The sequence below is a fragment of the Terrihalobacillus insolitus genome (genome assembly GCF_028416575.1).
Lineage (GTDB): Bacteria > Bacillota > Bacilli > Bacillales > Amphibacillaceae > Terrihalobacillus > Terrihalobacillus insolitus.
Genome location: NZ_JAMQKB010000008.1, coordinates 1 through 23,698, shown reverse-complemented (window position 1 = coordinate 23,698; position 23,698 = coordinate 1). Strand labels below are relative to the sequence as shown.

At 36.4% G+C, this 23,698-nt stretch carries 21 protein-coding genes, 2 pseudogenes and 1 CRISPR repeat array; of the genes and pseudogenes, 14 read left to right on the top strand and 9 right to left on the bottom strand.

Going from position 1 to position 23,698, the window contains the following annotated elements; translation table 11 throughout:
* The first annotated feature begins 83 nt into the window (after window positions 1-83).
* The 9 genes from msrB (at window position 84) to NC797_RS09390 (ending at window position 8,469) form a co-directional block, all read left to right on the top strand.
* Window positions 84-1,043, top strand: a complete 960-nt coding sequence (msrB, locus tag NC797_RS09430; RefSeq protein ID WP_272436531.1) for a peptide-methionine (R)-S-oxide reductase MsrB — start codon at window positions 84-86, stop codon at window positions 1,041-1,043.
* Between the two features lie 165 nt (window positions 1,044-1,208).
* Window positions 1,209-1,823 (top strand): alpha/beta hydrolase, encoded by a 615-nt coding sequence (locus tag NC797_RS09425; RefSeq protein WP_272436530.1) that lies wholly within the window; start codon window positions 1,209-1,211, stop codon window positions 1,821-1,823.
* A gap of 28 nt (window positions 1,824-1,851) precedes the next feature.
* Window positions 1,852-2,055, top strand: coding sequence for a DUF6501 family protein (locus NC797_RS09420; protein ID WP_272436529.1), 204 nt, complete (start codon window positions 1,852-1,854; stop codon window positions 2,053-2,055).
* A 275-nt stretch (window positions 2,056-2,330) separates the two neighbouring features.
* The gene (locus tag NC797_RS09415; protein WP_272436528.1) at window positions 2,331-2,897 is read left to right on the top strand and encodes a histidine phosphatase family protein; all 567 of its coding nucleotides are present in this window, start codon (window positions 2,331-2,333) and stop codon (window positions 2,895-2,897) included.
* Window positions 2,898-3,290: 393 nt separating this feature from the next.
* Window positions 3,291-3,530, top strand: coding sequence for an indolepyruvate ferredoxin oxidoreductase subunit alpha (locus NC797_RS09410; protein WP_272436527.1), 240 nt, complete (start codon window positions 3,291-3,293; stop codon window positions 3,528-3,530).
* Between the two features lie 114 nt (window positions 3,531-3,644).
* Window positions 3,645-5,195 carry an FAD-dependent oxidoreductase gene (locus tag NC797_RS09405; RefSeq protein WP_272436526.1) on the top strand — a complete coding sequence of 517 codons (1,551 nt, stop codon included), beginning with the start codon at window positions 3,645-3,647 and terminating at the stop codon, window positions 5,193-5,195.
* Window positions 5,196-5,263: 68 nt separating this feature from the next.
* The gene (locus NC797_RS09400; protein WP_272436525.1) at window positions 5,264-6,031 is read left to right on the top strand and encodes an alpha/beta fold hydrolase; all 768 of its coding nucleotides are present in this window, start codon (window positions 5,264-5,266) and stop codon (window positions 6,029-6,031) included.
* A gap of 112 nt (window positions 6,032-6,143) precedes the next feature.
* Complete coding sequence (locus tag NC797_RS09395; protein WP_272436524.1) at window positions 6,144-7,292, top strand: NAD-dependent epimerase/dehydratase family protein; 1,149 nt, start codon at window positions 6,144-6,146, stop codon at window positions 7,290-7,292.
* 16 nt (window positions 7,293-7,308) lie between these two features.
* Window positions 7,309-8,469 carry a glycosyltransferase gene (locus NC797_RS09390; RefSeq protein ID WP_272436523.1) on the top strand — a complete coding sequence of 387 codons (1,161 nt, stop codon included), beginning with the start codon at window positions 7,309-7,311 and terminating at the stop codon, window positions 8,467-8,469.
* A 189-nt stretch (window positions 8,470-8,658) separates the two neighbouring features.
* On the opposite strand, the gene wrbA is transcribed toward NC797_RS09390, so the two are convergent.
* The 7 genes from wrbA to cas9 all read right to left on the bottom strand — a co-directional run bounded on the left by wrbA (window position 8,659) and on the right by cas9 (window position 17,874).
* Window positions 8,659-9,270, bottom strand: a complete 612-nt coding sequence (wrbA, locus tag NC797_RS09385; protein WP_272436522.1) for an NAD(P)H:quinone oxidoreductase — start codon at window positions 9,268-9,270, stop codon at window positions 8,659-8,661.
* 215 nt (window positions 9,271-9,485) lie between these two features.
* Entirely contained in the window at window positions 9,486-9,716 is a 231-nt protein-coding gene (locus tag NC797_RS09380) for a DoxX family protein (protein ID WP_272436668.1), read from the bottom strand.
* Window positions 9,717-10,008: 292 nt separating this feature from the next.
* Window positions 10,009-10,521, bottom strand: coding sequence for a GNAT family N-acetyltransferase (locus NC797_RS09375; protein WP_272436521.1), 513 nt, complete (start codon window positions 10,519-10,521; stop codon window positions 10,009-10,011).
* 256 nt (window positions 10,522-10,777) lie between these two features.
* Window positions 10,778-13,122: direct repeats of the CRISPR family, unit length 36 nt; unit sequence GTCATAGCTCCATCAAAGCCATTGCTGTGCTATGAT.
* Between the two features lie 212 nt (window positions 13,123-13,334).
* Entirely contained in the window at window positions 13,335-13,643 is a 309-nt protein-coding gene (cas2, locus tag NC797_RS09370; RefSeq protein ID WP_272436520.1) for a CRISPR-associated endonuclease Cas2, read from the bottom strand.
* A 10-nt stretch (window positions 13,644-13,653) separates the two neighbouring features.
* Window positions 13,654-14,190 carry a type II CRISPR-associated endonuclease Cas1 gene (gene cas1, locus NC797_RS09365; protein ID WP_272436667.1) on the bottom strand — a complete coding sequence of 179 codons (537 nt, stop codon included), beginning with the start codon at window positions 14,188-14,190 and terminating at the stop codon, window positions 13,654-13,656.
* 23 nt (window positions 14,191-14,213) lie between these two features.
* On the bottom strand, window positions 14,214-14,567 hold the full coding sequence (locus tag NC797_RS09360) for a CRISPR-associated endonuclease Cas1 (protein WP_272436519.1): 354 nt from the start codon (window positions 14,565-14,567) through the stop codon (window positions 14,214-14,216).
* A gap of 70 nt (window positions 14,568-14,637) precedes the next feature.
* Window positions 14,638-17,874 carry a type II CRISPR RNA-guided endonuclease Cas9 gene (cas9, locus tag NC797_RS09355; protein ID WP_272436518.1) on the bottom strand — a complete coding sequence of 1,079 codons (3,237 nt, stop codon included), beginning with the start codon at window positions 17,872-17,874 and terminating at the stop codon, window positions 14,638-14,640.
* 299 nt (window positions 17,875-18,173) lie between these two features.
* On the opposite strand from cas9, the pseudogene NC797_RS09350 reads away from it, so the two are divergent.
* A pseudogene (locus NC797_RS09350) lies at window positions 18,174-19,312 on the top strand (IS1380 family transposase).
* A 201-nt stretch (window positions 19,313-19,513) separates the two neighbouring features.
* Here NC797_RS09350 and NC797_RS09345 read toward each other — a convergent pair.
* On the bottom strand, window positions 19,514-19,978 hold the full coding sequence (locus NC797_RS09345; protein ID WP_272436517.1) for a GNAT family N-acetyltransferase: 465 nt from the start codon (window positions 19,976-19,978) through the stop codon (window positions 19,514-19,516).
* A 195-nt stretch (window positions 19,979-20,173) separates the two neighbouring features.
* Window positions 20,174-20,722, bottom strand: coding sequence for a Rossmann-fold NAD(P)-binding domain-containing protein (locus tag NC797_RS09340; protein WP_272436516.1), 549 nt, complete (start codon window positions 20,720-20,722; stop codon window positions 20,174-20,176).
* Window positions 20,723-21,219: 497 nt separating this feature from the next.
* On the opposite strand from NC797_RS09340, the gene NC797_RS09335 reads away from it, so the two are divergent.
* The 4 genes and pseudogenes from NC797_RS09335 to NC797_RS09320 all read left to right on the top strand — a co-directional run.
* Window positions 21,220-21,549 (top strand): nucleotidyltransferase domain-containing protein, encoded by a 330-nt coding sequence (locus tag NC797_RS09335; RefSeq protein WP_272436515.1) that lies wholly within the window; start codon window positions 21,220-21,222, stop codon window positions 21,547-21,549.
* Window positions 21,515-21,910: a nucleotidyltransferase substrate binding protein gene (locus NC797_RS09330; RefSeq protein WP_272436514.1), complete on the top strand. Its 396-nt coding sequence runs from the start codon at window positions 21,515-21,517 to the stop codon at window positions 21,908-21,910. The genes NC797_RS09335 and NC797_RS09330 overlap by 35 nt, the downstream gene beginning before the upstream one ends.
* 846 nt (window positions 21,911-22,756) lie before the next feature.
* Window positions 22,757-23,227, top strand: coding sequence for a hypothetical protein (locus NC797_RS09325; RefSeq protein WP_272436513.1), 471 nt, complete (start codon window positions 22,757-22,759; stop codon window positions 23,225-23,227).
* A gap of 398 nt (window positions 23,228-23,625) precedes the next feature.
* A pseudogene (locus tag NC797_RS09320) lies at window positions 23,626-23,698 on the top strand (IS200/IS605 family transposase); the annotation flags it as partial.

Below are 23,698 nucleotides of genomic sequence, written 5' to 3'. Positions count from 1 at the left end.
AGTATGCAGACTACTTGATTTTTTTGTGTATAAAAGGAACAATAGCATGTAAGAATCAAGTATTTCTTTAGGAGGAATAAGCTTTGGCTAATGATCTTGAAAAAGCAACGTTTGCAGGTGGTTGTTTTTGGTGTATGGTTGAACCATTTGATGCCAGACCCGGAATAAAACAGGTTCTATCGGGTTACACTGGTGGAACCACGAAAAATCCGACTTATGAAGAAGTTTGTACAAACACAACAGGACATGTTGAGGCGGTTCAAATAACATTTGACCCTACCATTTTTTCTTATGATCGGCTACTTGATGTGTTTTGGCAACAAATTGACCCAACAGATCCTGGTGGGCAGTTTCATGACCGAGGTGATTCCTATCAAACTGCCATTTTCTATCATAATGAAAAACAAAAAGTTGCAGCGGAAGCATCAAAGGAAAAGCTCAAAAACAGTGGAAAATTTAACAAGCCACTTGTGACAAAAATTCTACCAGCAAGTACCTTTTATCCCGCAGAAGAGAAGCATCAAGATTATTATAAAAAGCAATCCTTTCATTATAATCTTTATAAAAAGGGGTCAGGCAGGCTTGATTTTATTGAAAAGCATTGGAAGCCTTCCATTGATCAACAAGAGTTAAAGTCAAAACTGACCCCGATTCAATATCATGTCACACAGGAAAATGGAACCGAAAGACCATTTCAAAACGAATATTGGAACCATGAAGAAGAGGGTATCTATGTAGACATTGTTTCAGGTGAACCATTGTTCTCGTCAAAGGATAAATATGATGCTGGCTGTGGTTGGCCAAGCTTCACAAAACCAATTGATCACTACCAAATAAAAGAAAAAACAGACACATCTCACGGGATGATCCGATCAGAGGTTCGGAGTAATGAGGCAAATTCACACTTAGGTCACGTATTTGAAGACGGCCCTAAAGATAAAGGTGGTCTAAGATATTGTATGAATTCAGCTGCTATGCGTTTTATTCCAAAAGATAAGATGCGCGAAGAGGGATATGACTATTTAACCTATTTGTTTCACTAGTCTTTTTTCGCCCTTTTACGATCGGTAGTAAAAGGGTAGCATCATGTACATTGACGTTCGTTTTGCATTCTTTCTTTTGTTAAGGTATAATTATCTTTAATTCGAGATAAATAGACTTGTTTCCAATAATAATATTATGTAAACTAAAAATTAGGAGGAAGCACCGTGCACCACTTTTTTCAAAAAGGATCCGATTCTAATGCACCAACTTTAGTCATTTTACATGGAACAGGGGGGACGGAGCGAGATTTACTCCCCGTAGCGCAAATGATTGATCCGAATGCTTCGGTTCTTGGAGTAAGAGGAAACGTCATGGAAAATGGAATGCCTCGATTCTTTAAGCGACTACGAGAAGGCGTTTTTGATGAGCAAGATTTGATTGAGCGTACAGAAGAACTACATCATTTTCTAGATGAGGCGGCCGATAATTTTGGATTTGATCGACAGCATGTTATTGGAATCGGTTTTTCAAACGGAGCCAACATTGCTGGAAGCTTACTCTTTCATTATGCTTCGTCACTTGAACATGCAATTTTATTTCACCCAATGGTACCAATTAGGAACAAGAAACTACCTGACCTTAATTCCCATCACGTATTCATCGGTGCTGGAACAAATGACCCACTTATTCAGCCAGAGGAAACAGAAGCATTAGTGGAATTGTTAACGAATGCTGGAGCAGATGTTACCACACACTGGGAAAATAACGGCCACCAATTGACAAGGGAAGAGGTTTTAAAGGCAAAGGAATGGTATAATCAACATATCAATATAAAATAACGATCTATTAGAGGAGGCACCGTCGATTATGATTCATAAAGGATGGGAAACGAATCAAACATTAAAGCAAATTAAATGTATACACGCAGATGCAAAAAAGTTTGTCGTAAATAATGTTTTAACACCAGGAAAGCTGTATGATGTAAAAAACGAAACGGATGAGTTTTACTTCATTATTGATAATACGAATCGTATTGGCGGCTTCAGGAAAGATTATTTTAAAGAGGTATAATACAGAGCATAAAAACCGATCATTTGGAGGTCGGTTTTTTCATGTGCATAAATAATTTAAAGTTGGAGACAATGGAAATGTTGTGGAAACGCTTGCTTAATCGATGCGTTTAGAAGTGGACTCGTTTCGGCAAGCTGTAACATCGGGAATGGAGTCTCGACTCCACCTGATTGGAAATTAAACCTTAAAACCATGGAAAGATTACAATAGTTCTTGTAATTTTTACAATTTTCCGTGATAATATAGATAAGCTTGTTCGAGGAGATGGTGCTTAGATGAAAAAGTTATTTTTAATTCGGCATTGCAATGCAGAAGGTCAGCACAAAGATTCACCTCTTACTAAAAAAGGTGTACAACAAGCACAAGCTCTAGCCAATTTTTTTGATCGTTATGGAATTCAGATTGATCGAATCGTCTCAAGTCCGTACTTGCGAGCAATAGAAAGTATTAAGCCTTATGCAGAAAATAGAAATATAACAGTTGAGGTAGATGATCGTCTCCAGGAAAGAATTTTAAGTGAGGAACCAATTGACGATTGGCTTGATGTTTTAGAGCAATCTTTTTCTGATATGAACTTTAAATTACCTGGCGGAGAATCTTCTAATGATGCGATAAGCAGGATAAAGCAATTGTTACAAGAAATAGAATCCAGTAATGAGGAACAAACAGCTATATTCGTAACGCACGGGAATTTACTTGCTTTATTATTAAAAGAATTCCAAGCAGATATTGGTTTTAGTCATTGGAAGGGGTTCACCAACCCTGATATTTTTATGGTTCAAAAAACGGGTGGTGAATACGTAGTAGAACGGATTTGGAAAGATCAAGAGCTGTATGGATAATGGCGTGTGAATGTCTTTTTTATACTAATAGAAATTATAAAATTATTTGCACTAAGGCTACCGCTGTTAGGACTGGGTGGAAAGACGAGTTATTTTATAGATAACACAACTTGGCAATCAAGAGTAATTGGCCAAGTTTTTGTGTTGGATAATATTTTAAAACAAAAGTATATAAGAAAATGGTTCTATTAGAGGTTGTTCAAAAAGTCACCAAATGATAAGCTGCGCATCTCTTCGTTGGCTTGCTTCTAATTCGGCGACTTTTTGAACACGCACTATTATAAAAACGAAACCATTGCACCAATATAAAATATCCGCTATGATGTACAAAGAGTTAAAAAAATTGATAATCTAACATTCTTTTGTTTGAATAGATAAAGGAGGAGAATTTACTTGGCTTTTGTCATTACATCACCTTGTAAAACAGAAAAAGCTGGCGAATGCGTAGAGGTTTGTCCAGTAGATTGCATAGAAGAAGGCAAAGATATGTTTTATATCGATCCAGATATTTGTATCGATTGTGGCGCATGTGAGGCCGTCTGTCCAGTTGAGGCCATTTTTATGGAGGACGAGATCCCTGAACAAGAAAATGAATATATTGCCTTAAATCGTGAATTTTTTGCAAATAGATAAAGAATGAAAAAGTCGTAATGAGCAATCATTGCGGCTTTTTTCATTCAAAAAATACATGAAATAAAAAATTTGACAGAAAATACTCTCATATACTTAATCATGCTGGAGGGTAATATGAATCAATCAAAGCAAAAAAACTATGACATACCAAAAATTCCAGAGCCGTATTGGAGAGATTCTGTTGATATACCAACATTTCCAACCTTAGATAAAAATATTCACGATGCAGAAGTAGGAATTGTTGGTGGAGGGATAACAGGGATAACACTAGCTTATTTATTAGTAAAACAAGGGATTGATGTAGTTTTAGTAGATGCAGGAACACTGTCAAACGGAGTAACCGGCCATACAACAGCTAAAATCACCGCACAACACGGACTCATTTATGATGAATTTATTCAACATTTTGGTCTAGAAAAAGCACGAATGTACTACCAAGCCAATATAGAAGCGATGCAATTAATAAAGGATATTGTATCGGATCATAATATCGATTGTGATTTATCAAAAGAGGATGCCTATATCTATACAAATTCCGACAAATACGTTAACAAAATTAGTAAAGAAGCTAATGCGTATGATCGGATAGGTATACCTCGAGGTTTCACAGACAAACTTCCATTTGAGATACCAGTCAAATCAACATTGATTATGAAAAATCAAGCACAGTTTCATCCTCTAAAGTATTTAAAAGTGCTTATAAACGAGATAAAAGATAAGGCACAAATTTACGAAAATACTACTGCTGTTGATATTGAATATGGCAACAAAAATAATATTCTAACAAGGAACGGAAACCGCATTCGTTGCAAGTATATTGTTTCCGCCTCACATTTTCCATTTCATGAGGGTCAAGGATTTTTTTCAGCACGTATGTATCCAGAACGGTCTTATATAATTGGAGTAAAGACAGACAAAAAATTTCCAGGTGGAATGTACATTAACGCAGAGGAGCCAACACGATCCATCCGTTCTACCACACACAATGGCGATCAACTATGGCTTGTCGTTGGTGAAAGTCACAAGACAGGGCAAGGTGAGCCAACATACAATCATTATGAAGCGTTAGAGCAATTTGCGTATCAAACGTTTGGTCTTCAAGAATATCTTTATCGTTGGTCGGCTCAGGATTTAACTACATTAGATAAGGTACCATATGTAGGACCATTAACAAAAGATCAGCCCGATATATTAGTTGCAACAGGCTATCGTAAGTGGGGCATGACAAATGGTACTGCCGCAGCAAAAATGTTGTGTGATTTTATTACGAAGGATGAACATCACTACCTTGACTTATTTGCTCCGTCTCGATTCCATGCGGATCCTGATGTGAAACAGTTTATGAAAATCAATTCAGATGTTGCAAAGCACTTGGTACATGGAAAACTTGAATACACAAACAATACGGTTGATGACGTGCAAAAGGGTGAAGGGAAAATCATACGTATAAATGGCAAAAGAATTGGTGTGTATCGGAATTTAAGTGGAGAGGTGACAATGGTTGATACTACGTGTACGCACTTAGGATGTGAAGTTGAATGGAATCAAGGTGATCGTACCTGGGACTGTCCGTGTCATGGATCTAGATACAAACCAACTGGAGAGATTGTGGAAGGCCCAGCAAAACGCCCATTAGGAAAAGTGGATCATTCGGAAACAAGGTGAACTTGAATGAAGGTTCCTTGTTCAGATGGATCCCCTAATTAAAATGAAAGGTGGGTAAAGGTGTTCCTATGAAAAACATTACGGATGAAAAAGGCACGACTTATTATGAGGACATAGGAAGAGGAATTCCAATCTTATTCATACATCCACCAGGGATGGGAAGAAAAGTATTTGAATATCAAAAGCCGCTCGCTAACTCCTATCGAATTCTCTTACCAGATTTAAGTGGCCATGGCGATTCGGTAGGCGAATTAAAAGGATCCATTATTCAGACCTACATCGATGAAATAAAACTTATATTAAACAAAGAAAACATAGAAGAAGTCGTATTAGTTGGTTATTCAGCAGGAGGAAGTATAGCCCAAGCTTTTGCATTGGCACATCCATCAAAAACAAAAGCTTTGATTTTGTCTGGTGGATATCCAAAAGTAGATACCACAATTTTGACTGCGGAGTATCAAATAGGAATGAGTATGTTAAAGCGATCTCCTCGATTGTTAGCGCAGATCATTTCAGGTAGTCATGCCAAAAGTAAATCATTCAAATTTGTGCTCTATCATCATATGATGAAAAGCAGTTTACGGCATTGGTATCAATTTTACGTTGAAACATTTCGATATAATTGTGTAAAACAATTACCTTATTTTACAATGCCGCTACTGCTCATATATGGTTCAAATGAATTTTGGATAAAGAACTATAAATCTTATTACAAAAGGTGTTCAAATTATCATATGGGACTTATTCCTGGTACATCCCATCAAGTTCCTACGAAAAAAGCAACTGCATTTAACGATATCATTTCTCATTATTTGTCTCACCAATTAAAAATATAATGAATTACATTTTTTTTTACACAAAAATAATACAAATTGGTTCTAATTTTTAATTAATTAATGTTATCTTATAATAGTAAAGAAAATTATATAGATAATTTGGAGGGGAACTATGCGTATAGTAGTAGCTGGAGGAGACGGTTTTTGTGGTTGGCCGACTGCATTATACTTATCAAAACAAGGACACGATGTAAGCATCGTGGACAACTTAGTTCGCAGAAAAATTGATGATGAACTACGATCCAATTCAGTAACACCAATCTATTCCTTAGAAGAACGAGTAAAACAATGGAAAGATATAACAGGTAACGAAATTAAAACGTATATTGGTGATCTTAATCATTATGATTTCCTAACAGAGGTTTTCAGACAAACGCAACCAGAAGCTTTTGTTCATTTTGCTGAGCAACGATCTGCACCATATTCGATGATAGACAGAGAGCATGCGGTATATACCCAACAAAATAATGTGATCGGCAATTTAAACGTATTGTATGCCATTAAAGAGTATGCACCTGACTGTCACTTAATTAAGTTAGGTACGATGGGCGAGTATGGCACACCCAACATTGATATTGAAGAAGGGTACATTGAAATTGAGCATAATGGAAGAAAAGACAAGCTTCCCTACCCGAAACAACCAGGCTCTTTTTACCACCTGTCAAAGGTACACGACAGCCATAATATAATGCTTGCTTGCAAAATTTGGGGTATAAGAGCAACCGATTTAAATCAGGGAGTTGTATACGGATTACATACGGACGAAACAATGCTTGATCCAGTTTTGTCTAATAGATTAGATTATGATGGTGTGTATGGTACAGCTTTAAATCGTTTTTTAATACAGGCTGCAGTTGGACATGACTTAACTGTTTATGGATCAGGTGGACAAACACGAGCATTTTTGAATATTAAAGATACGGTGCGTTGTGTAGAAATCGCAGCGAATCATCCTGCTGATAAAGGGGAATTCCGTGTTTTTAATCAATTTACAGAATATTTTTCAGTCAAAGAACTCGCCGAAAAAGTACAAAAAGTGGGAGAAGCGGAAGGACTGGGTGTCAATATAACACATATTGAAAATCCTCGTGTAGAAGCAGAAGACCACTACTACCACGCAGTAAATACAAAACTTCGTGACTTAGGATTAGAACCAAATTTGTTGACTGATGATGTTTTACATGACATTCTCTCTGCCGCGCTAGGTAACAAGGACCGTGTTATTAAGGAAAATGTTCTTCCATCCATTTCTTGGAACTAGAAGGGGATTTTAAGCATTGAAAATAGCCATTATCACAGAAACATTTCTACCATCAACAGATGGTGTCGTTACTCGATTAACCGAGGCAATTAAATATTTAAGACAGCAAAACCACGAAGTCCTTGTTATTGCACCCGATTTAGGTGTGACAGAATATGAAGGAGCAAAAGTAGTTGGTGTAAAAGCAACAACAATACCAGTGTATCGGTATAAAAAGTTTTCATTACCCCAACGAAAAGTAAAAACGCTTCTTGAAACATATAACCCGGATCTAGTTCATGTCGTTAATCCCGCTTTAGTAGGGGCGACGGGTGTGTATTATGCAAAGAAGTTAGGATACCCTTTAATTGCTTCGTATCATACACACGTTCCGAAATATCTTGATTTTTATCGATTATATCGGCCGTTGAAGCCCATTTTCTGGAGCTATTTTCGCAAGCTTCATAATATGGCACGAATGAATCTCTGTACCTCTAAAGCAATTAAACAAGAATTAGATGACAAACGTTTCCATAATGTTCATGTATGGAAAAGGGGAGTGGATATTCACAAATTCCACCCTAATTTCAACAGTACGGACATGAGAAATCGATTAACAAACGGTCAAAACGATAAAAAACTTCTTTTATTCGTCGGGAGACTTGCAGCTGAAAAAGAAATCCCTAAAATCAAGCCATTACTTGAAAAAAGAAACGATATTTGTTTGGCGATTGTTGGTGATGGGCCTGAACGAGAAACACTTGAGAAAGAATTTGCTGGTACGAACACGCTTTTCACAGGTCTTATGCATGGCAAAGAACTTTCTCAAGCATTCGCGTCAGCAGATGCCTTTATTTTCCCATCCGTTACAGAAACGCTTGGATTGGTCATTTTGGAATCCTTGGCCTCAGGGTTACCCGTGATTGCAGCAAAAAGCGGACCTACAAATGAACAAATAGATGATAGACGAACAGGATTTCTTTATGAAAATGAAAATATAAATAGCCTTATGAAAGCTGTGAATTTAATTGAAAGTAAAGATCTTATGAATCAGGTAAGAATAAATGCAAGAAATGAAGCAGAGAAATTTAGTTGGAGAAAACCATCCGAACAACTACTTGAATTTTATGAGGAAACACTTAAATTATATCACGTTCAAAAGACGCAACCGATACAAGAATTAAGAAAAGACATGTGATCGATCACATGTCTTTTTGCTATGTTGTGAGTAATAGATGAAAATTTTTTTCAAAAAATCTCAATAACTTAAGTATACTTGTTTTATGAGATGCTATATTTATTACTTCCGATAATATATATTATGTAAACTAGAATAAATTGTACTAAAAAGGAGCCATTCATTTGGCTCCTTTTACGCTAAAGAATTTTATTGATTTCCTTTCTTAACCCACTCAGCAACTGTAACAGTACGTTTAGCTTGATGCTTTACTGCAGCTTCTACGTCTTCAACCATCTTACCATCTTGGTCGACTGATACACTTGTTCCATAAGGATTTCCACCTGCACCAAATAGTACTGGATCCGTGTAACCAGGAGTAGCAATAATAGCACCCCAGTGCATCATAGAAGTATATAATGACAATATTGTTGCTTCCTGACCACCATGTGGGTTTTGAGCAGAAGACATCGCACTTACAACTTTATTAACTGTCTTACCGTTTGCCCATATTCCACCTTGTGTATCAAGAAACTGTTTCATTTGGGATGCCATGTTACCGAAACGTGTTGGTGTACTGAAAATAATAGCATCTGCCCACTCTACATCGTCTGAACTTACTTCTGCAACGTCTTTTGTTGCATCAACGGTTGATTTCCATACTTCATTTCCCTCAATGACGGATTGTGGAGCTAATTCTTGTACCTTTAAGACTCTTACCTCCGCACCTGCTTCTTTTGCTCCTTCTTCAGCCCATTTTGCTAATTGATAGTTTGTTCCACCCATGCTATAAAAAACTACAGCTAATTTCACATTTGACATATTATCCATCTCCTTTGATTTGTTAAATAGTTTGTCTAAATACCCCATATTTTACACCCACTTCTGATTATTTTTTTATTCCTTATAAGAACCACCTCCATTGAAAATCAACCATTTCAATGATTTTCTGTTCTTTTTATTCCCATTAAGATAAAAAATATTATATATTTAATTCATACCTCTCGATTTTGAGGTATTGTAGAAAAATTAATCTCTTATGATTCCCTCCCCTTAAGTATTAGCTGACCGAGATAATATAATTTACTACCATTTAAGATCATGTGAACTGCAACATCCAATAACACAAGATCATAAACATAACCATTTAGGAAACCATTAGGCAACTTAACTGTAGAGATTGCACCGAGCATGATCAGTCCAAATAGAAGTGCAACAATACGTGTACCTATTCCTAGCATAATTGCAATTCCACCTACTAATTCAATAGACTATCACAATTTATTTAGCTCTATTTTACATATTACCATTTAATATATCTCTAATTCAAGATATTTGTAATGACTTACTCTGGTAAATTTCCTCCATCCGTAGCTAGTGTAACCTCAAGGGTATTAATAAATCCGCAGCAATGGAATTTGTACATATTATTCAAAAATTGAGATAACCGCCATCTGAAACGGTTATTATTTTTAGTCGAATCTCATGTCGGTTACAAAAGGTGTTTTTCGGCGACAGTGTCGTTTCCGAAACAGCCATCATTAGATATTACTTGTGACATTATAGCCCTATATGCCTTTTATATCTTAAAGAAATAACATTATCTTCAGGTTTACTTTCAAACGATTTAATCTCTTCCTGGAATTGGAATCCCTTTGCTTCGTAAAAAGGAATTCCTTTATCGTTATCTTTTTGAACCGATACCCATTGCTCTATTGCCCCAAGTCTTTTTTGCTGCTCTGTTATCGCATTTAATAATTTTGTACCAATTCCTTCATTTCGCCTTTCTGGATTTAGGTAAAGTACAAATAATTCACTTGAATTTTCATTAATCATTCCACCTCCACCTGCCCCTATAACCAGATTATTTTCCAACGCAACAAAATAACCTCCCCAGTATCGATTAACCTCTGCAACTTCTTTTTTTACCCTTTCAATGTTATAAAACTCATTGCATCTGCATTCAACATAATCAAAAGGTAAGATCCCTTCTGAAACGAATCTATAACCTGCCGTACAGACATTTATAATGCCATTTACATGTTTTTCTTCTGCTAATTGAATTTCGATCATTATCTACCCTCCAAAAAATACCTTTAACAATTTCCTGCATATAGGAGTTCTTAATGTGAAAGATGAAATTTGCGACTCCCTTTACCGTTTGAATTGCTCTTTTGTATGGACTAGAAATGATAATAGCGATATTTATCTGGATAGTTTCTTTCACAAAAAATAATACTGCCGTTTTCCCATAAGCAATTCCTCACTGGATTCAAAGACTAAACGATTATGACTCAACGCTCGCAAAAAATACTAACCGAACCCATTTGTCATAGCTCCATCAAAGCCATTGCTGTGCTATGATGGTAGTGTACCAAATGTAAATGTTGGTGGTGGTCATAGCTCCATCAAAGCCATTGCTGTGCTATGATCTTTTTCCACCAACACCTAGAAACATTAAGGTCATAGCTCCATCAAAGCCATTGCTGTGCTATGATAAGGCATAACCAAATATCCCATCTTGCCTTGTCATAGCTCCATCAAAGCCATTGCTGTGCTATGATTTTGGTGCAGTAAATAAATCTACATTCGCTGTCATAGCTCCATCAAAGCCATTGCTGTGCTATGATCTCGTCAATCGCACTCACTTGAACATATCGGTCATAGCTCCATCAAAGCCATTGCTGTGCTATGATTCAATTATCAAACTGGATAAAAGGTAGATCGTCATAGCTCCATCAAAGCCATTGCTGTGCTATGATCCAACGGCACAGTTAATGATCCATAATGCTGTCATAGCTCCATCAAAGCCATTGCTGTGCTATGATTACGTTGACATCATAAGCAGTAGCTGTTGTGTCATAGCTCCATCAAAGCCATTGCTGTGCTATGATAAATTTGATAAAAAGTAAGGATGTGGTTAAGTCATAGCTCCATCAAAGCCATTGCTGTGCTATGATTTTATAATGGTTCACCATTAGTTGAACTTCGTCATAGCTCCATCAAAGCCATTGCTGTGCTATGATAAATTGACTCGTTGCACTTTGGCCACCAAAGTCATAGCTCCATCAAAGCCATTGCTGTGCTATGATATTAAAAGATAAGGAGTGTGATGTAATTGAGTCATAGCTCCATCAAAGCCATTGCTGTGCTATGATTATATCATTTATCACATATCCATTAGAAGTGTCATAGCTCCATCAAAGCCATTGCTGTGCTATGATATCAAAATAGATATTGCCTTGATTATTATGGTCATAGCTCCATCAAAGCCATTGCTGTGCTATGATTAAACTGCAAAGTCGACGACCTCTACGAAAGTCATAGCTCCATCAAAGCCATTGCTGTGCTATGATTGATCAGTCATTTTTATCACCTTTCAAAAGGTCATAGCTCCATCAAAGCCATTGCTGTGCTATGATAATGATCATTATGGAATTCGAACACTCCGAGTCATAGCTCCATCAAAGCCATTGCTGTGCTATGATAATGGATATGTGATAAATGATATAAGTGATGTCATAGCTCCATCAAAGCCATTGCTGTGCTATGATTCCCATTTTTCACATTATCCACTACATTATGTCATAGCTCCATCAAAGCCATTGCTGTGCTATGATAGTTGTTTTCTTTTTCCCATTGGTATAGTTGTCATAGCTCCATCAAAGCCATTGCTGTGCTATGATTGCAACTGTAACAATTCCCTGCCAAATACTGTCATAGCTCCATCAAAGCCATTGCTGTGCTATGATAGGTTCACAATGGTACTGCTTGGGTGAAAGGTCATAGCTCCATCAAAGCCATTGCTGTGCTATGATTCAATGATTCGGCATCTTCAAATCTTTTATGTCATAGCTCCATCAAAGCCATTGCTGTGCTATGATACATGAAAGGATTTTAAACGGAGAAAATTTGTCATAGCTCCATCAAAGCCATTGCTGTGCTATGATTTGATCTTACAAAAGCAAGAGAATCTATTGGTCATAGCTCCATCAAAGCCATTGCTGTGCTATGATACATGAAAGGATTTTAAACGGAGAAAATTTGTCATAGCTCCATCAAAGCCATTGCTGTGCTATGATACCAGGGCGACGACGAGTAGGGGGCTAGATGTCATAGCTCCATCAAAGCCATTGCTGTGCTATGATGATCCTATAGGCTGACCTACTACCACCCTGGTCATAGCTCCATCAAAGCCATTGCTGTGCTATGATCCCAAGTTAAAGCACATACTTCACTTACTCGTCATAGCTCCATCAAAGCCATTGCTGTGCTATGATTAAACCGTTGATATGACAGTAAAGTACAGGTCATAGCTCCATCAAAGCCATTGCTGTGCTATGATCGTGATAAACGTTTGGCACTGCAATGGTATGTCATAGCTCCATCAAAGCCATTGCTGTGCTATGATTTTTCCTTCTTAGCAAATTCGTTGATACGCGTCATAGCTCCATCAAAGCCATTGCTGTGCTATGATAGTAGTTAAAGTAATGTTGTTAGCTACTAAGTCATAGCTCCATCAAAGCCATTGCTGTGCTATGATTAGTTTAAAGGAATTTTCAAACACATCGAGTCATAGCTCCATCAAAGCCATTGCTGTGCTATGATGAAAAACGTATCTGGGAATGGATTAAAGAGGTCATAGCTCCATCAAAGCCATTGCTGTGCTATGATACGCGTCAAAAAACCTGCAGAAACAGTACAATGCAGGTTTTTTGATTAATATTTTTTAAAAGAAATCCTTACTTATAACCTGCATTTTATGTCTTTTTCAAAATTCTAATCGATTTTCTTCCTTATCTTAATTACATTATGTCCATTTCCACAACATTTTATACGGCAAATCATTTATTATTTCCAAATATTAAGAAGTTTATTCGACCTTTTTAAAACAAAGTCAATTGATTAATGGTTACTTTCTCTTCATTAATAGTTTTATCTCCTAATAATAATCTCATGCGTTCGTATTGCTTTTCTGTTACCGGCAGGGCTCGGATTGAACCTTTAGGAGGTAGGTTTCTTTTTACATTTTCAAGCTGTCGCTCCATTGATTCATGCCCGTTACAAAGTCTGCAGTATACAGAGAACTGCATCATATCAAAGCCATCATTAAGTAAATAATTACGAAAACGAGTGTAATCCCTTCTTTGCTTTTTGGTTTTAACTGGAAGATCAAAAAATAACACAATGCGCATAAAACCCCTCCTATTCATATTGATGTACCCCCATCGGAATTAACTCCATTAATTTCAATAATGAGTAATCTTGATTTCGGCAACACGAAACGAAACTTTTTACCATCTCATCAATTGCTGCTGTAACAGAATACGTTTCACCAGATATTATAATAGATATATTTGCTAAACTAACTAAATCTGCGCGAATCTTGGAATCCCATCTATCAATATCCTCTTGTCTAGCAACATGACAATCAACAACGGGGCGCAATACCTCCATAAAATCATCTGCTAAATTAAATGCATTTAATTGATTGTCATGATGGAGTCCAAGGCAAGTAGTTAACCCATAATTGGCCAGTGATCTGGCAACCAACCCTCTAATCACCGCATAACCGTAATTCAATAGTCGGTTAGTTGGGTCTGTGGACCGACGAGTAAAAGTGGAATCAAATAATCTGGAAAAATACAACTTTGCTGCGACAGATTCTCTATTGGAGGCATCCCCTGATTCAACCATTTTTGCTATATTTCTTAATTTGTCTCCTCCATCTTTCCCTAAAATATCAAGACATTTCGCTTGATTTATTATTTTTCGCCTGATAATTTGTTGCCATATCCTTTTTTAAATGGTTTTGATAATGCAAACTGAGTTTCCAAAACCATTAATTGCCGAGAGTGCTGGTGATACCCAGTCCATATTCCGTTTGGAAGTTTCTTTGAATCACATGTAAATAAACTTACTTTATGCTCTGCACATGCACTTAATACATTTGCGGTGATGGTTACCGCTGGAGCCTCAATCATTATGGAAGCTATATCACTTAATGGAATAGAAAAAACTTCATCCTGCTTAATAATTAATTGAGAGTTTTTAATTGATAGTCGTGCATTATTGGCAATCATGACATGTCGCCAGCTCATAACAACTTCTCCTTTCATCCTATTATCTCCTATCTCCTATCTATTATTCTCTCCCAATACCATAAAAAGAATACAGCAGATAGAATTTCTACCTGCTGTATTCTTTTTCTTTCTTATCTTTTCTATTATTAAATGTCTGCCGTGACTCTCTTTTAACTAGAGATAAATCTCCTAAAATTCCAACTTGGTATTTTTCCATTTTATCTATTTTTCTAATAGAATAGCGCCGGTCGGATGGTTCATGTGGCTCGTTTGGTTCTTTAAAAATAATCCGATTTTTGTCAATATCAATGGTACTGAAATAGAGAAACCGATCTTTTTCCCCCATGACCATACGAACTAAATCATAGGGATGCAAACTAAACTGGAATACATACGTATCATCTAATTCTTTCCATAGTTCATAACCTTTCCCTACAGTTACCACTTTATTTGGTAATTCAGGCAAACTGGTATCCATTACATATACAGGAACCATATAATAGTTACCGTCCTTCACAAATAAATCAATTCTAACAAGGTCACCGTTTTGGGCAACTCCGCCATTTACTTTCCGGACATGAGAACGTTTTTCCACTTCGACTTTCACACGGCGGATGGGATTGCCTTTCCCCTTATTACTTGGTTTATAAAGGGGTTCTTCAAATGCCTCATTTTTATTGCCTCCGTGGGAGAGGTAACGTTCCTTAATCACATGGTAGGTGGCAGGATCCGTCTCCTTATTCACCATCGCAAAATCGCCATCCTTATCAAATTTGATATCTTTTAATGGTACTCGTTTTACGATGATGGCTTTGCCACTTTTCTTGTCGATTCCTCCATCCATCAAAATCGTATCTTTATGTGCTGCTCCAGTAACTGATCGACTGGCCACACGAGATACCAGCATGTACCTAGGAAGCGGAAGATTGTTTTCCAGCGCCTTATGAATTTCTTTTGGCTTTGGTACTTCAGCTAGATGAGCAATAAGTTCATCACGAAAATTCTTCCAAGGCTGCGGAAATGGATATTTTTTTACTTTAGCATTATTCTCTTTCATTTTATGATAATTCGTTACCTGCTGAATTGTACTGTCATCTGTGCATGCAACAACAATCGCGTCTAGTGCATGATGAAGATGGGTTTTATCTCTATGTTTTTCAAGCCCCCATCGACTCCGTAAATGTGAAGTCACTCGACCACTAACCGTAACAACTCTCTTTTTAAAGTTTGGATCTTTTGTCACCAATTTCTTTTCAACAAAGTTTTTGAAAAAACGGCTGATATACCGGGTATCATTCAAATGTCTTTCTTTCACCAACTCTTCTTCATGCGTTGAGAATTCTTTTTTTAATAAATATTGTTTCTTAACTTTAGAAAAATTAGTGTTGTTAACGTAATCTTGAAACGCTTCCCATTTGTTTAAATCATGTCCAAAATACTCATATGGAATTTTGTTACCTTTTTTACGATTTTCATCACTATAAACAAGAACCTTATTTTGATAGCTATCCATAAAACTCTGACTGTAAGGCAGAATATGGTCCACATCTAGGTTTGGGGCATTATTTCTTTCCTTTTTTAATTCGTTGAAAAATTCTTCCGCAGGGATTGGCTTTAGTGAATAAGCACACTTTTGCTCTTGCTCCGTCCATAATTTATACCGGACAATATCATAACCCGTTGGTTGTAAGATTCCACCATCTTTTAAGACTTTTATTGCTCCTGTATTTCTTTCGTAGTTAACTTTTTGCTTTTTTATTATTTTGTTTCTTTCCTCGTGAGTTTTTGAGAGTTCTCGGGCAAGCTCAATATGAATAGAGACAGGTGGTCCGTATTTTTTTATGATAGAATTAACAATCTTTCTGGATTGGGTAAGGGCTCGTTTGACTACTGGATTCGCTATATCATCAGGAATTGGAGGTAATAACGCCTCACGTTTTGCTTTTTTTAAGCCTGTTGTGTCGTAGCCATATTCATCTGCTGCTTTTTTAAAAGATAATCCATTTTCCATATAAGGCAACAGATTGTTGATTGCTTTGAACGATAGATGACCAAACTTAGAATAAGATAATGGAAGCAGCATTTCAATTAAAGCATCATCAAAAACTTTCTTTGCTAGGTTTTTGGAATTCTTCAAATATTGATAGATATCCTTATCCGTTTTATAGACTGTCAACGCAAAACCGATTACATCAAAATCTATCACACTGTATAATTCACCTGTTTCTTTCGTATAAATATCGATTATTCGCTTAATTTCATAATAAAAATTCATATTAACAAATGTAAGTTTCTCATTCTTACTAAGCTTTTCTTTAGGATCATAGGTCAGGTCGTTGAATTTTAGGTTTTCATCAAGGTCCAGCCATTTCCGAATATCGGAGTATTTTACTTCAGGTGCTGTTTTCCGCTTGGTCAAATCATTTCGGTCAAATAATTTTTTTAATAAAATTGCACGCTGTTCTCCTGACAATGGCTGAATATCTGGACCAATTCGAACTCGATTAATTTTATCCAATGCCATATAATACTGGAATGTGTAAGATGCTTTTGGTATTCGTTGCTCATTTTCCTCAAGCGAGCAATTGCCAACCTTTTTTAAAATCGAATTACCTGAAGCAAAGGGCAATTGGTGATTCCAGATTTTTAAATATGCACTCTGTAAGTCTTCCATAGCATGGGGAGATTGAAATCCACGCTGCATTTCAAATAATGTTACAATTTCCTGCTCTAAATCGCTACGACTTACATTAAAAGCATATTCATTCCTCGTATTGCGTCGCCTACCATACTTTGTAAACTCAGGGTCAGACATCCACATCTCACCCACTGTGCGATAATTGGCTAACCGGTCCTTATTTTGTCTGACACTAGATATAACCTGACCAGTTTCCGCTTCCTTTTCTTCCGATTTTCGGTTTGATTTAAAACCACGCTTTTGAGCAAGATGGATTAGTAACCTAGCCCATTCGTGCCTGCTCAACAATCGATCTAATCCTTCCAAACGAATATCCCAAATATCTATTGAACGACGCTTTAATGGATAGAGCTGCTCTAATTCCATTTCATTTAGTACATCAAATTGTACCAGGAGCTTTCGGATTTCTCGTTTGCGGTCACTGTGTCTGTGCAACCTCCTTCGTGATGACCTTGCCAAACGGCGTGGTTCAGCTAAGGAAGCCCCTGTTTTGGGGATTTCTGCTTTATCAAACATTCGAACATTAGAATCTATAATACCAACAGTCTTATAATTATTATTTCCGTTACGTTCAAGTTCTATTATTCCCCATCCAACAGAATTTGTTCCAATATCAAGACCAATGCGATAATCTAAATCTTTCATTTCAAACCATCCCTTACCATAGTTTTTTACTAGTTTTCCCAAAATATCGAATTTCAGACTTTGACATTACTTATGCATTTACAATTTAATGTAAAAAAAGACCCCAGCTACATTCATATAGCTAAGGTCTTAGTAGTTGATATATGTACGGGGAGACACCCATCATAGATGGGCAGGCGATCCCCAACGCCACGCGCTACATTTACTGTAACCTTATCATAGAAACATCCAAGCCATTGCTGTACCATGATAATTTAATTATAACGTTGATTAATAAGATTGTCAAGAATATTTGCACTATGTCAAATAACGGAGGTTCTCTTCCCTCTGATACGGATGAATTCGTCATTAGAGAACTCGATAAAAAAATAGGTTTTTCAAAACATTGGCTCAGCATCTGCATCTAAAAGACAACAGACTTTACTATGTCCATTCAAATGAAAATTTACGCTTCGTCAAAAACTCTATCAAATTATTGATGGATACTCCGAGGACGAAGCGGCTGACCAATTAACGAAAGATCCTGTGTTTACTCACATCATTCGAACAGATGCGTTAGCCTCTCAACCCAGCTTATCTCGTTTTTTCAGACGGTTTGATAACCAATATATGGAACAATTGAATCAAGCGAATCAAGCGAATCAAGCGCTTATTGACAAGGTTCATCAATTCAGAGAGTCAAAGGCACTCATCTTTGATTTGGATTCTACGCATTTAGATACCTACGGGGAACAATAATCAGCGGCTTACAATGCCCATTATGGAACAATTGGTTTCAACCCATTAGTTGCTTTCGATGGGGTAACAGGTGACTTTATCAAAGCGAAGCTATGCCCTGGAAGTGTCTATACTTCTAACGGTGTTATTCGACTCAAATCAAATGCAAATCTACAACGAATTGCGGATGAACTCCATCCTTCATCTATTCCATCCGATATTTCTAAGACGGAATGCTATTATGAGGAAACCATTTATCAAAATCATGGTCTAAGGCAGGAAAAGTGATTATAAAATCTGTTCGTCCTGCAGGCGAATTATTCTTTGTCCATTCTTTCTTTGTGACTAATTTGGTAGATGCCTTTTCTCCCAAGGATATCGTCCTTACTTACCAAAAAAGAGGGACGATGGAGAATTACATCAAGGAAGCCAAGAATGGTTTCTATTTAGATAAAATGAATAGTCATTCTTTCCAAGTAAACGAAGTGAAGATGATGTTGAGTATGTTAGCTTATAACCTAACGAATTGGCTGCGCACACTTTGTTTCCCAGAGAAACAAAAGAACATGCAAATAGAGACGATTCGCACACGGATTATTAAAGTGGCTAGCAAATTAGTAATATCAGGACGATCCTTTACTATAAGTTATCGTCAAGTTTCGTATACCAAGAATTCTTTTGGAAAGTGCTTCGGCGGATTCAGAACCTAAAACTAGAGTAAACCTACTACATTTTTTTAAAAAAAAATTCAATATCTGATCAAGGGAGTAGTCTGCCCAAAAACCGACTATTTTCAAGCATTCATTATAAAACATCATTTATGGTAGCCAAACCCTCTGAACTTTTTCATATGAATAAAAAAATTTAATTTTGATTTCATTCATAACTTAGCTAAGAGGTATGAATAATTCAGGTATATTTCTTATAAAACTTTTTCCATCTCCACACATTGCAAGACAGTATCTTCTGCAATTTTATGAACCGTTTCCTCTTTGGGAATAAACCCCAACCGTTTATAGAATTCAATAGCATTTAGTGAAGAAATTAGACTTAACTTTTGAAGCCCATTATCTTTTGCAATCATCTCAAGTTTTTGGAACAACCGTTGACCTACGCCCATCCTAAGATTACTCGAACGAACATAGACCGCTTCAATTTCACTATTATCAAGATTCAGTTGACCAAACCCTACAATTTTATCATTTATTTCTGCAACAAGCATTTCTTTGCTTTCAATATTTTCTAAGTATGCATTTGGCTTTATCTTCCCTGCCCAAACTTTTACTTGGCTTTGCGTATAATGGGAACTACATACATTTTTTATCGTATCAAAATGAACGTTGTAGATGGCTTCACTATCGCCATTTGCAGCCTTTCGTATAAACAAACAGTCACTCCTCACCATAAATTAAGATTTTTCGTTCTTCTTCTAAACTTCGACGATTGTTTAAATAAAACACTTCACATAATTTCTTATCGCCTAGGAACATGGAAACCATTTTGCACATAAAAATTTTCCGTTTCTTCAACAAAATTTGTCCAGTGATGATATTGAAATAATTGCATTTCTTTATCCTTGCACTTAATATTTTGGACGTTTTTCGTACGGGTGAAGTCTTCCTATGATTGACTGCTTGGAATCATCTATAACACTTTTAATAACACCTTGAGCTATTTCTCGATTCGTTAACCATCTGGAGTGATTATTCTCAATTACAAAACCCAAATAAATGCTTCTATGTTCACAACTGGAAGAGACATTTAGAGAATCATCGTTAAAATACCTCCTACTTCCTTTTATTTGAAAAAACTTCCATTTACGGCTTTGTTCGGAAATTATATTGTTGGCTATCTCTAATGAAGGAAGAGAAGGTGTCCAACTTACTACTAATGCAATTGGACCATGTTTCCCAATTGCATCTCTAATCCCCTCTTCAAGTAATGAATGGTTGTTATAATCTACCATCAAGCTATTGATTAACTCAGGGTGGGATGCCTTATTTACCAAATCCAGGTGTTTACTTTTGCTTCTTCCTATTATTGATACTATAAATCCTTCATTTGTAAGCCAAAGCGAAACATCCTTCAACATTCCTGTTCCACCGATTACTAAAGCATGCTTTGGATTCAATTCAAACACCTCCTAGGATAGGATACACACTGTACTAATCAAATAGCACGGAAATTAGATCGAACTTTTCTACAACTTTTGATGTAGTGTATTATTTATGAACAGATTTAATTATATGGCGTGAACTGTCGGTTATTTTTATTGAATCGATATGACAATAACCTAGGCGAAATAAGCTCCAAATGAGACAATAGTGCTGGCCGCAAACATCAACTCGCTTACCTTTCCGTTTTTCCTAATTGACGATAGTTCATCCGATGACCAGCCTCTCGAGAAATTATACTATTCTGTAAAATAATTATGCCATTTTAGTAGTAGTTGGACAACTAGATTTCTACGCCACCCTTTACAGATTGAGTCCACCGATGGAATACTGTCATTAGAATTGAAATTAACTCTACAGCAATAGCAAAAGATTAAGAGCAACCATCCTTTTTTAAGGATTTAGAAAAACTTGGTGAAGTGTGGCATAATAATATAAAAAAGACGAAGGTGATATGATGGTTCCACATATTCAACCACCCATTTTAAACGAAATAAAGGAAAATTCTTCCAAATTTATTGACATCGAAAAAATCATTTTGTTTGGTTCCCGTTCAAGAGGGGATCACGATGAACGGTCAGATATCGATATTGCTGTCCAAGCCCCTAATCTTTCGCAATATGACTGGTTGAATTTTAGCCTAGTCATCCGTGAAGAAATGAACACCTTATTGCTTTTTGATGTCGTTTGGTTAGAACAGGCATCAGAGGAGCTAAGAGCTAAAATTAGAAAAGAAGGGGTGATCATATATGAGTCAAGAAATGATAAATCAAAGCTTGGTTAATTTAGGAAAGGCGTTAAATAGACTAGAGGAAGCGGTTGAGGGTCCAGTGGAAAACCAACTCATGATTGATGGTGTAATTCAAAGATTTGAGTTTACGATTGAGCAGTTTTGGAAGACACTTAAGCGTATACTGAAATCAGAAGGAATACAAACATCCACACCCAAAGAGTCATTACAACAAGCATATAAAGTAGGCTGGATTAATGACGAGAAGATGTGGTTAAGTATGCTTAAGGATCGAAATTTAACGTCCAACACCTATGACGAAAACGTGGCTAATGAAATCTATCAACGAATTAAACTATACATTCCTGAAATGAGAAGAACATATAGTATTATTAAAAATTATTCCACGGATTAATTAAAGTGATCCTTCATTGTGTAGGCTGTTAAGCCCCAAAATGAACTTAGACAGTAAGAGTACAATACACTGCTTAATGTACCAAGGAGGTTGACATCATGACGGGAACAAAACTGTTTCGCTTCAAGGCTATTAGACAGAAACACGCCTGATTTTGGGCTGATCAGTTTGAATAAAAATAACCTTAGTAATTACAGTATAAATGAAAGCAATATGTTATAATAAAACACAATAGACTGGCTTCGCATGCGGGGTTTGGTGGCACTGTCGATCTACCGTTAGTCTTCGTTGGGAGACTTCCCAGGGAGGGAGGTGCTTGCCAATGGACATTGTTAGTGCGCTAACGCTCATGATATCCTTCGGGATGTTAGTTGCGTTTATCGTTTCTGATAATAACCATAAAAAATAATCCCTCATGCACTTTAGCAGGTTCGTGAGGGATTATTTTCGCACGCTACCTTTCCCCTCTTGACGGGGTTCGGCCTATTGTGACCGTTCCATGTTCTAGCATGGGCGGTCTTTATTATTGTATGCACTTAAAATTTTTCTATGTTAATTATACCACGAAATCAATGTTTGTACACATTTTATTTATGTCTATTTCTGTGTTCCGTCCCCTCAACATCACTTTTTTGGTATCAGACGCAATTATTGTAAGACTTTGTACACTATCATGTATCAAAAATGTCTTCTAAATAGCCCGCTACAATTAAGCCAACATTGATTAAAGCAAGTAGAACTCATATTTTTGCAGCACCTGTGAATTGGATCCTTTAGGTACTTCATTCGTATATTTGTATCCTTTATAGGAATCCTAATATTATCTATAAGAAAGAAGGTCATATTATGTCAGTAAGGAAAATCCTCGCTTGGGGCATACTTGTTTTACCTTGGATTACAGTGCCTCTAATTGGAAAAAAATCTTTCATCCGATTTCTTCCTGCTACTACGTTTGTGGACTTAATCCTAAGTCTGTTTAGTGTAGTTGCAGATAAAAGGAAACTCTGGAAAGTAAAGAATCCTCTTTTTCCTTACTCTAGTTTAGATTTTTCATTTATTTGTGGATTATTTTTTGTAACCACTTTATGGATGTTTAGGCTAGCATATGGTAACTTCTTGAAATACATGTTCCTTAATATTGTAGCGGATTATTTTTTCGTATTTCATGTAATGAAATTTTTTAAAAAGGTTCAATTTTTTGAACTTAAAAGAATGACGTATTTTCAATTTTTTTGCACTTCTGTTTCATTAGCAGCCATTACGTATGGACTACAATATAAAATAGAACGTATTATCACGGAGGTTGAAAATAATTAAAGGAAATGGAGTCCACCGACTTTTGAACACCCACTTTAAGAATTTCATCATTGTTCATGTCATTTCAATTTCAATAGAATAGGGTGAAAACAAACTCTCCGAACCATATGACAATCAAAACCCATATTATGATGAACAATATGCCCATAAACCAATTTCTAGGTATTTCATTTTTCTGCATTTCATCCACTTTAACGCTTAAATCGTTTGTGACGGATTTTGGAATCATTTTTAACGTACTTCCGAAAGAAGTCTCCCTCTTCAAGCGTGTGAAGGGCTTAGCCCAACGGTAAGGGGGAGATAAATTTCGTTTGGGCGACAGCCCAAACGCTTTTTCTTTTGTCTTTTTTCTCAATGCGGTATAATCAGTATTATAAAGTATAAGGATTGATATAACAATGAAATTAGACAGTAATAATCATTCAGTATTCTTGATGTATTACCACCTTGTGTTAGTTGTGAAATATCGAA

Bases quoted from the DNA above. Each gene is read 5' to 3' on its own strand.
- NC797_RS09420 (WP_272436529.1), top strand. From the start codon at position 1,852: ATGATTCATAAAGGATGGGAAACGAATCAAACATTAAAGCAAATTAAA.
- NC797_RS09415 (WP_272436528.1), top strand. From the start codon at position 2,331: ATGAAAAAGTTATTTTTAATTCGGCATTGCAATGCAGAAGGTCAGCAC.
- NC797_RS09405 (WP_272436526.1), top strand. From the start codon at position 3,645: ATGAATCAATCAAAGCAAAAAAACTATGACATACCAAAAATTCCAGAG.
- NC797_RS09400 (WP_272436525.1), top strand. From the start codon at position 5,264: ATGAAAAACATTACGGATGAAAAAGGCACGACTTATTATGAGGACATA.
- NC797_RS09395 (WP_272436524.1), top strand. From the start codon at position 6,144: ATGCGTATAGTAGTAGCTGGAGGAGACGGTTTTTGTGGTTGGCCGACT.
- wrbA (WP_272436522.1), bottom strand. From the start codon at position 9,270: ATGTCAAATGTGAAATTAGCTGTAGTTTTTTATAGCATGGGTGGAACA.
- NC797_RS09375 (WP_272436521.1), bottom strand. From the start codon at position 10,521: ATGATCGAAATTCAATTAGCAGAAGAAAAACATGTAAATGGCATTATA.
- cas2 (WP_272436520.1), bottom strand. From the start codon at position 13,643: ATGCGCATTGTGTTATTTTTTGATCTTCCAGTTAAAACCAAAAAGCAA.
- NC797_RS09360 (WP_272436519.1), bottom strand. From the start codon at position 14,567: ATGAAAGGAGAAGTTGTTATGAGCTGGCGACATGTCATGATTGCCAAT.
- cas9 (WP_272436518.1), bottom strand. From the start codon at position 17,874: ATGAAAGATTTAGATTATCGCATTGGTCTTGATATTGGAACAAATTCT.
- NC797_RS09335 (WP_272436515.1), top strand. From the start codon at position 21,220: ATGATGGTTCCACATATTCAACCACCCATTTTAAACGAAATAAAGGAA.
- NC797_RS09330 (WP_272436514.1), top strand. From the start codon at position 21,515: ATGAGTCAAGAAATGATAAATCAAAGCTTGGTTAATTTAGGAAAGGCG.
- NC797_RS09325 (WP_272436513.1), top strand. From the start codon at position 22,757: ATGTCAGTAAGGAAAATCCTCGCTTGGGGCATACTTGTTTTACCTTGG.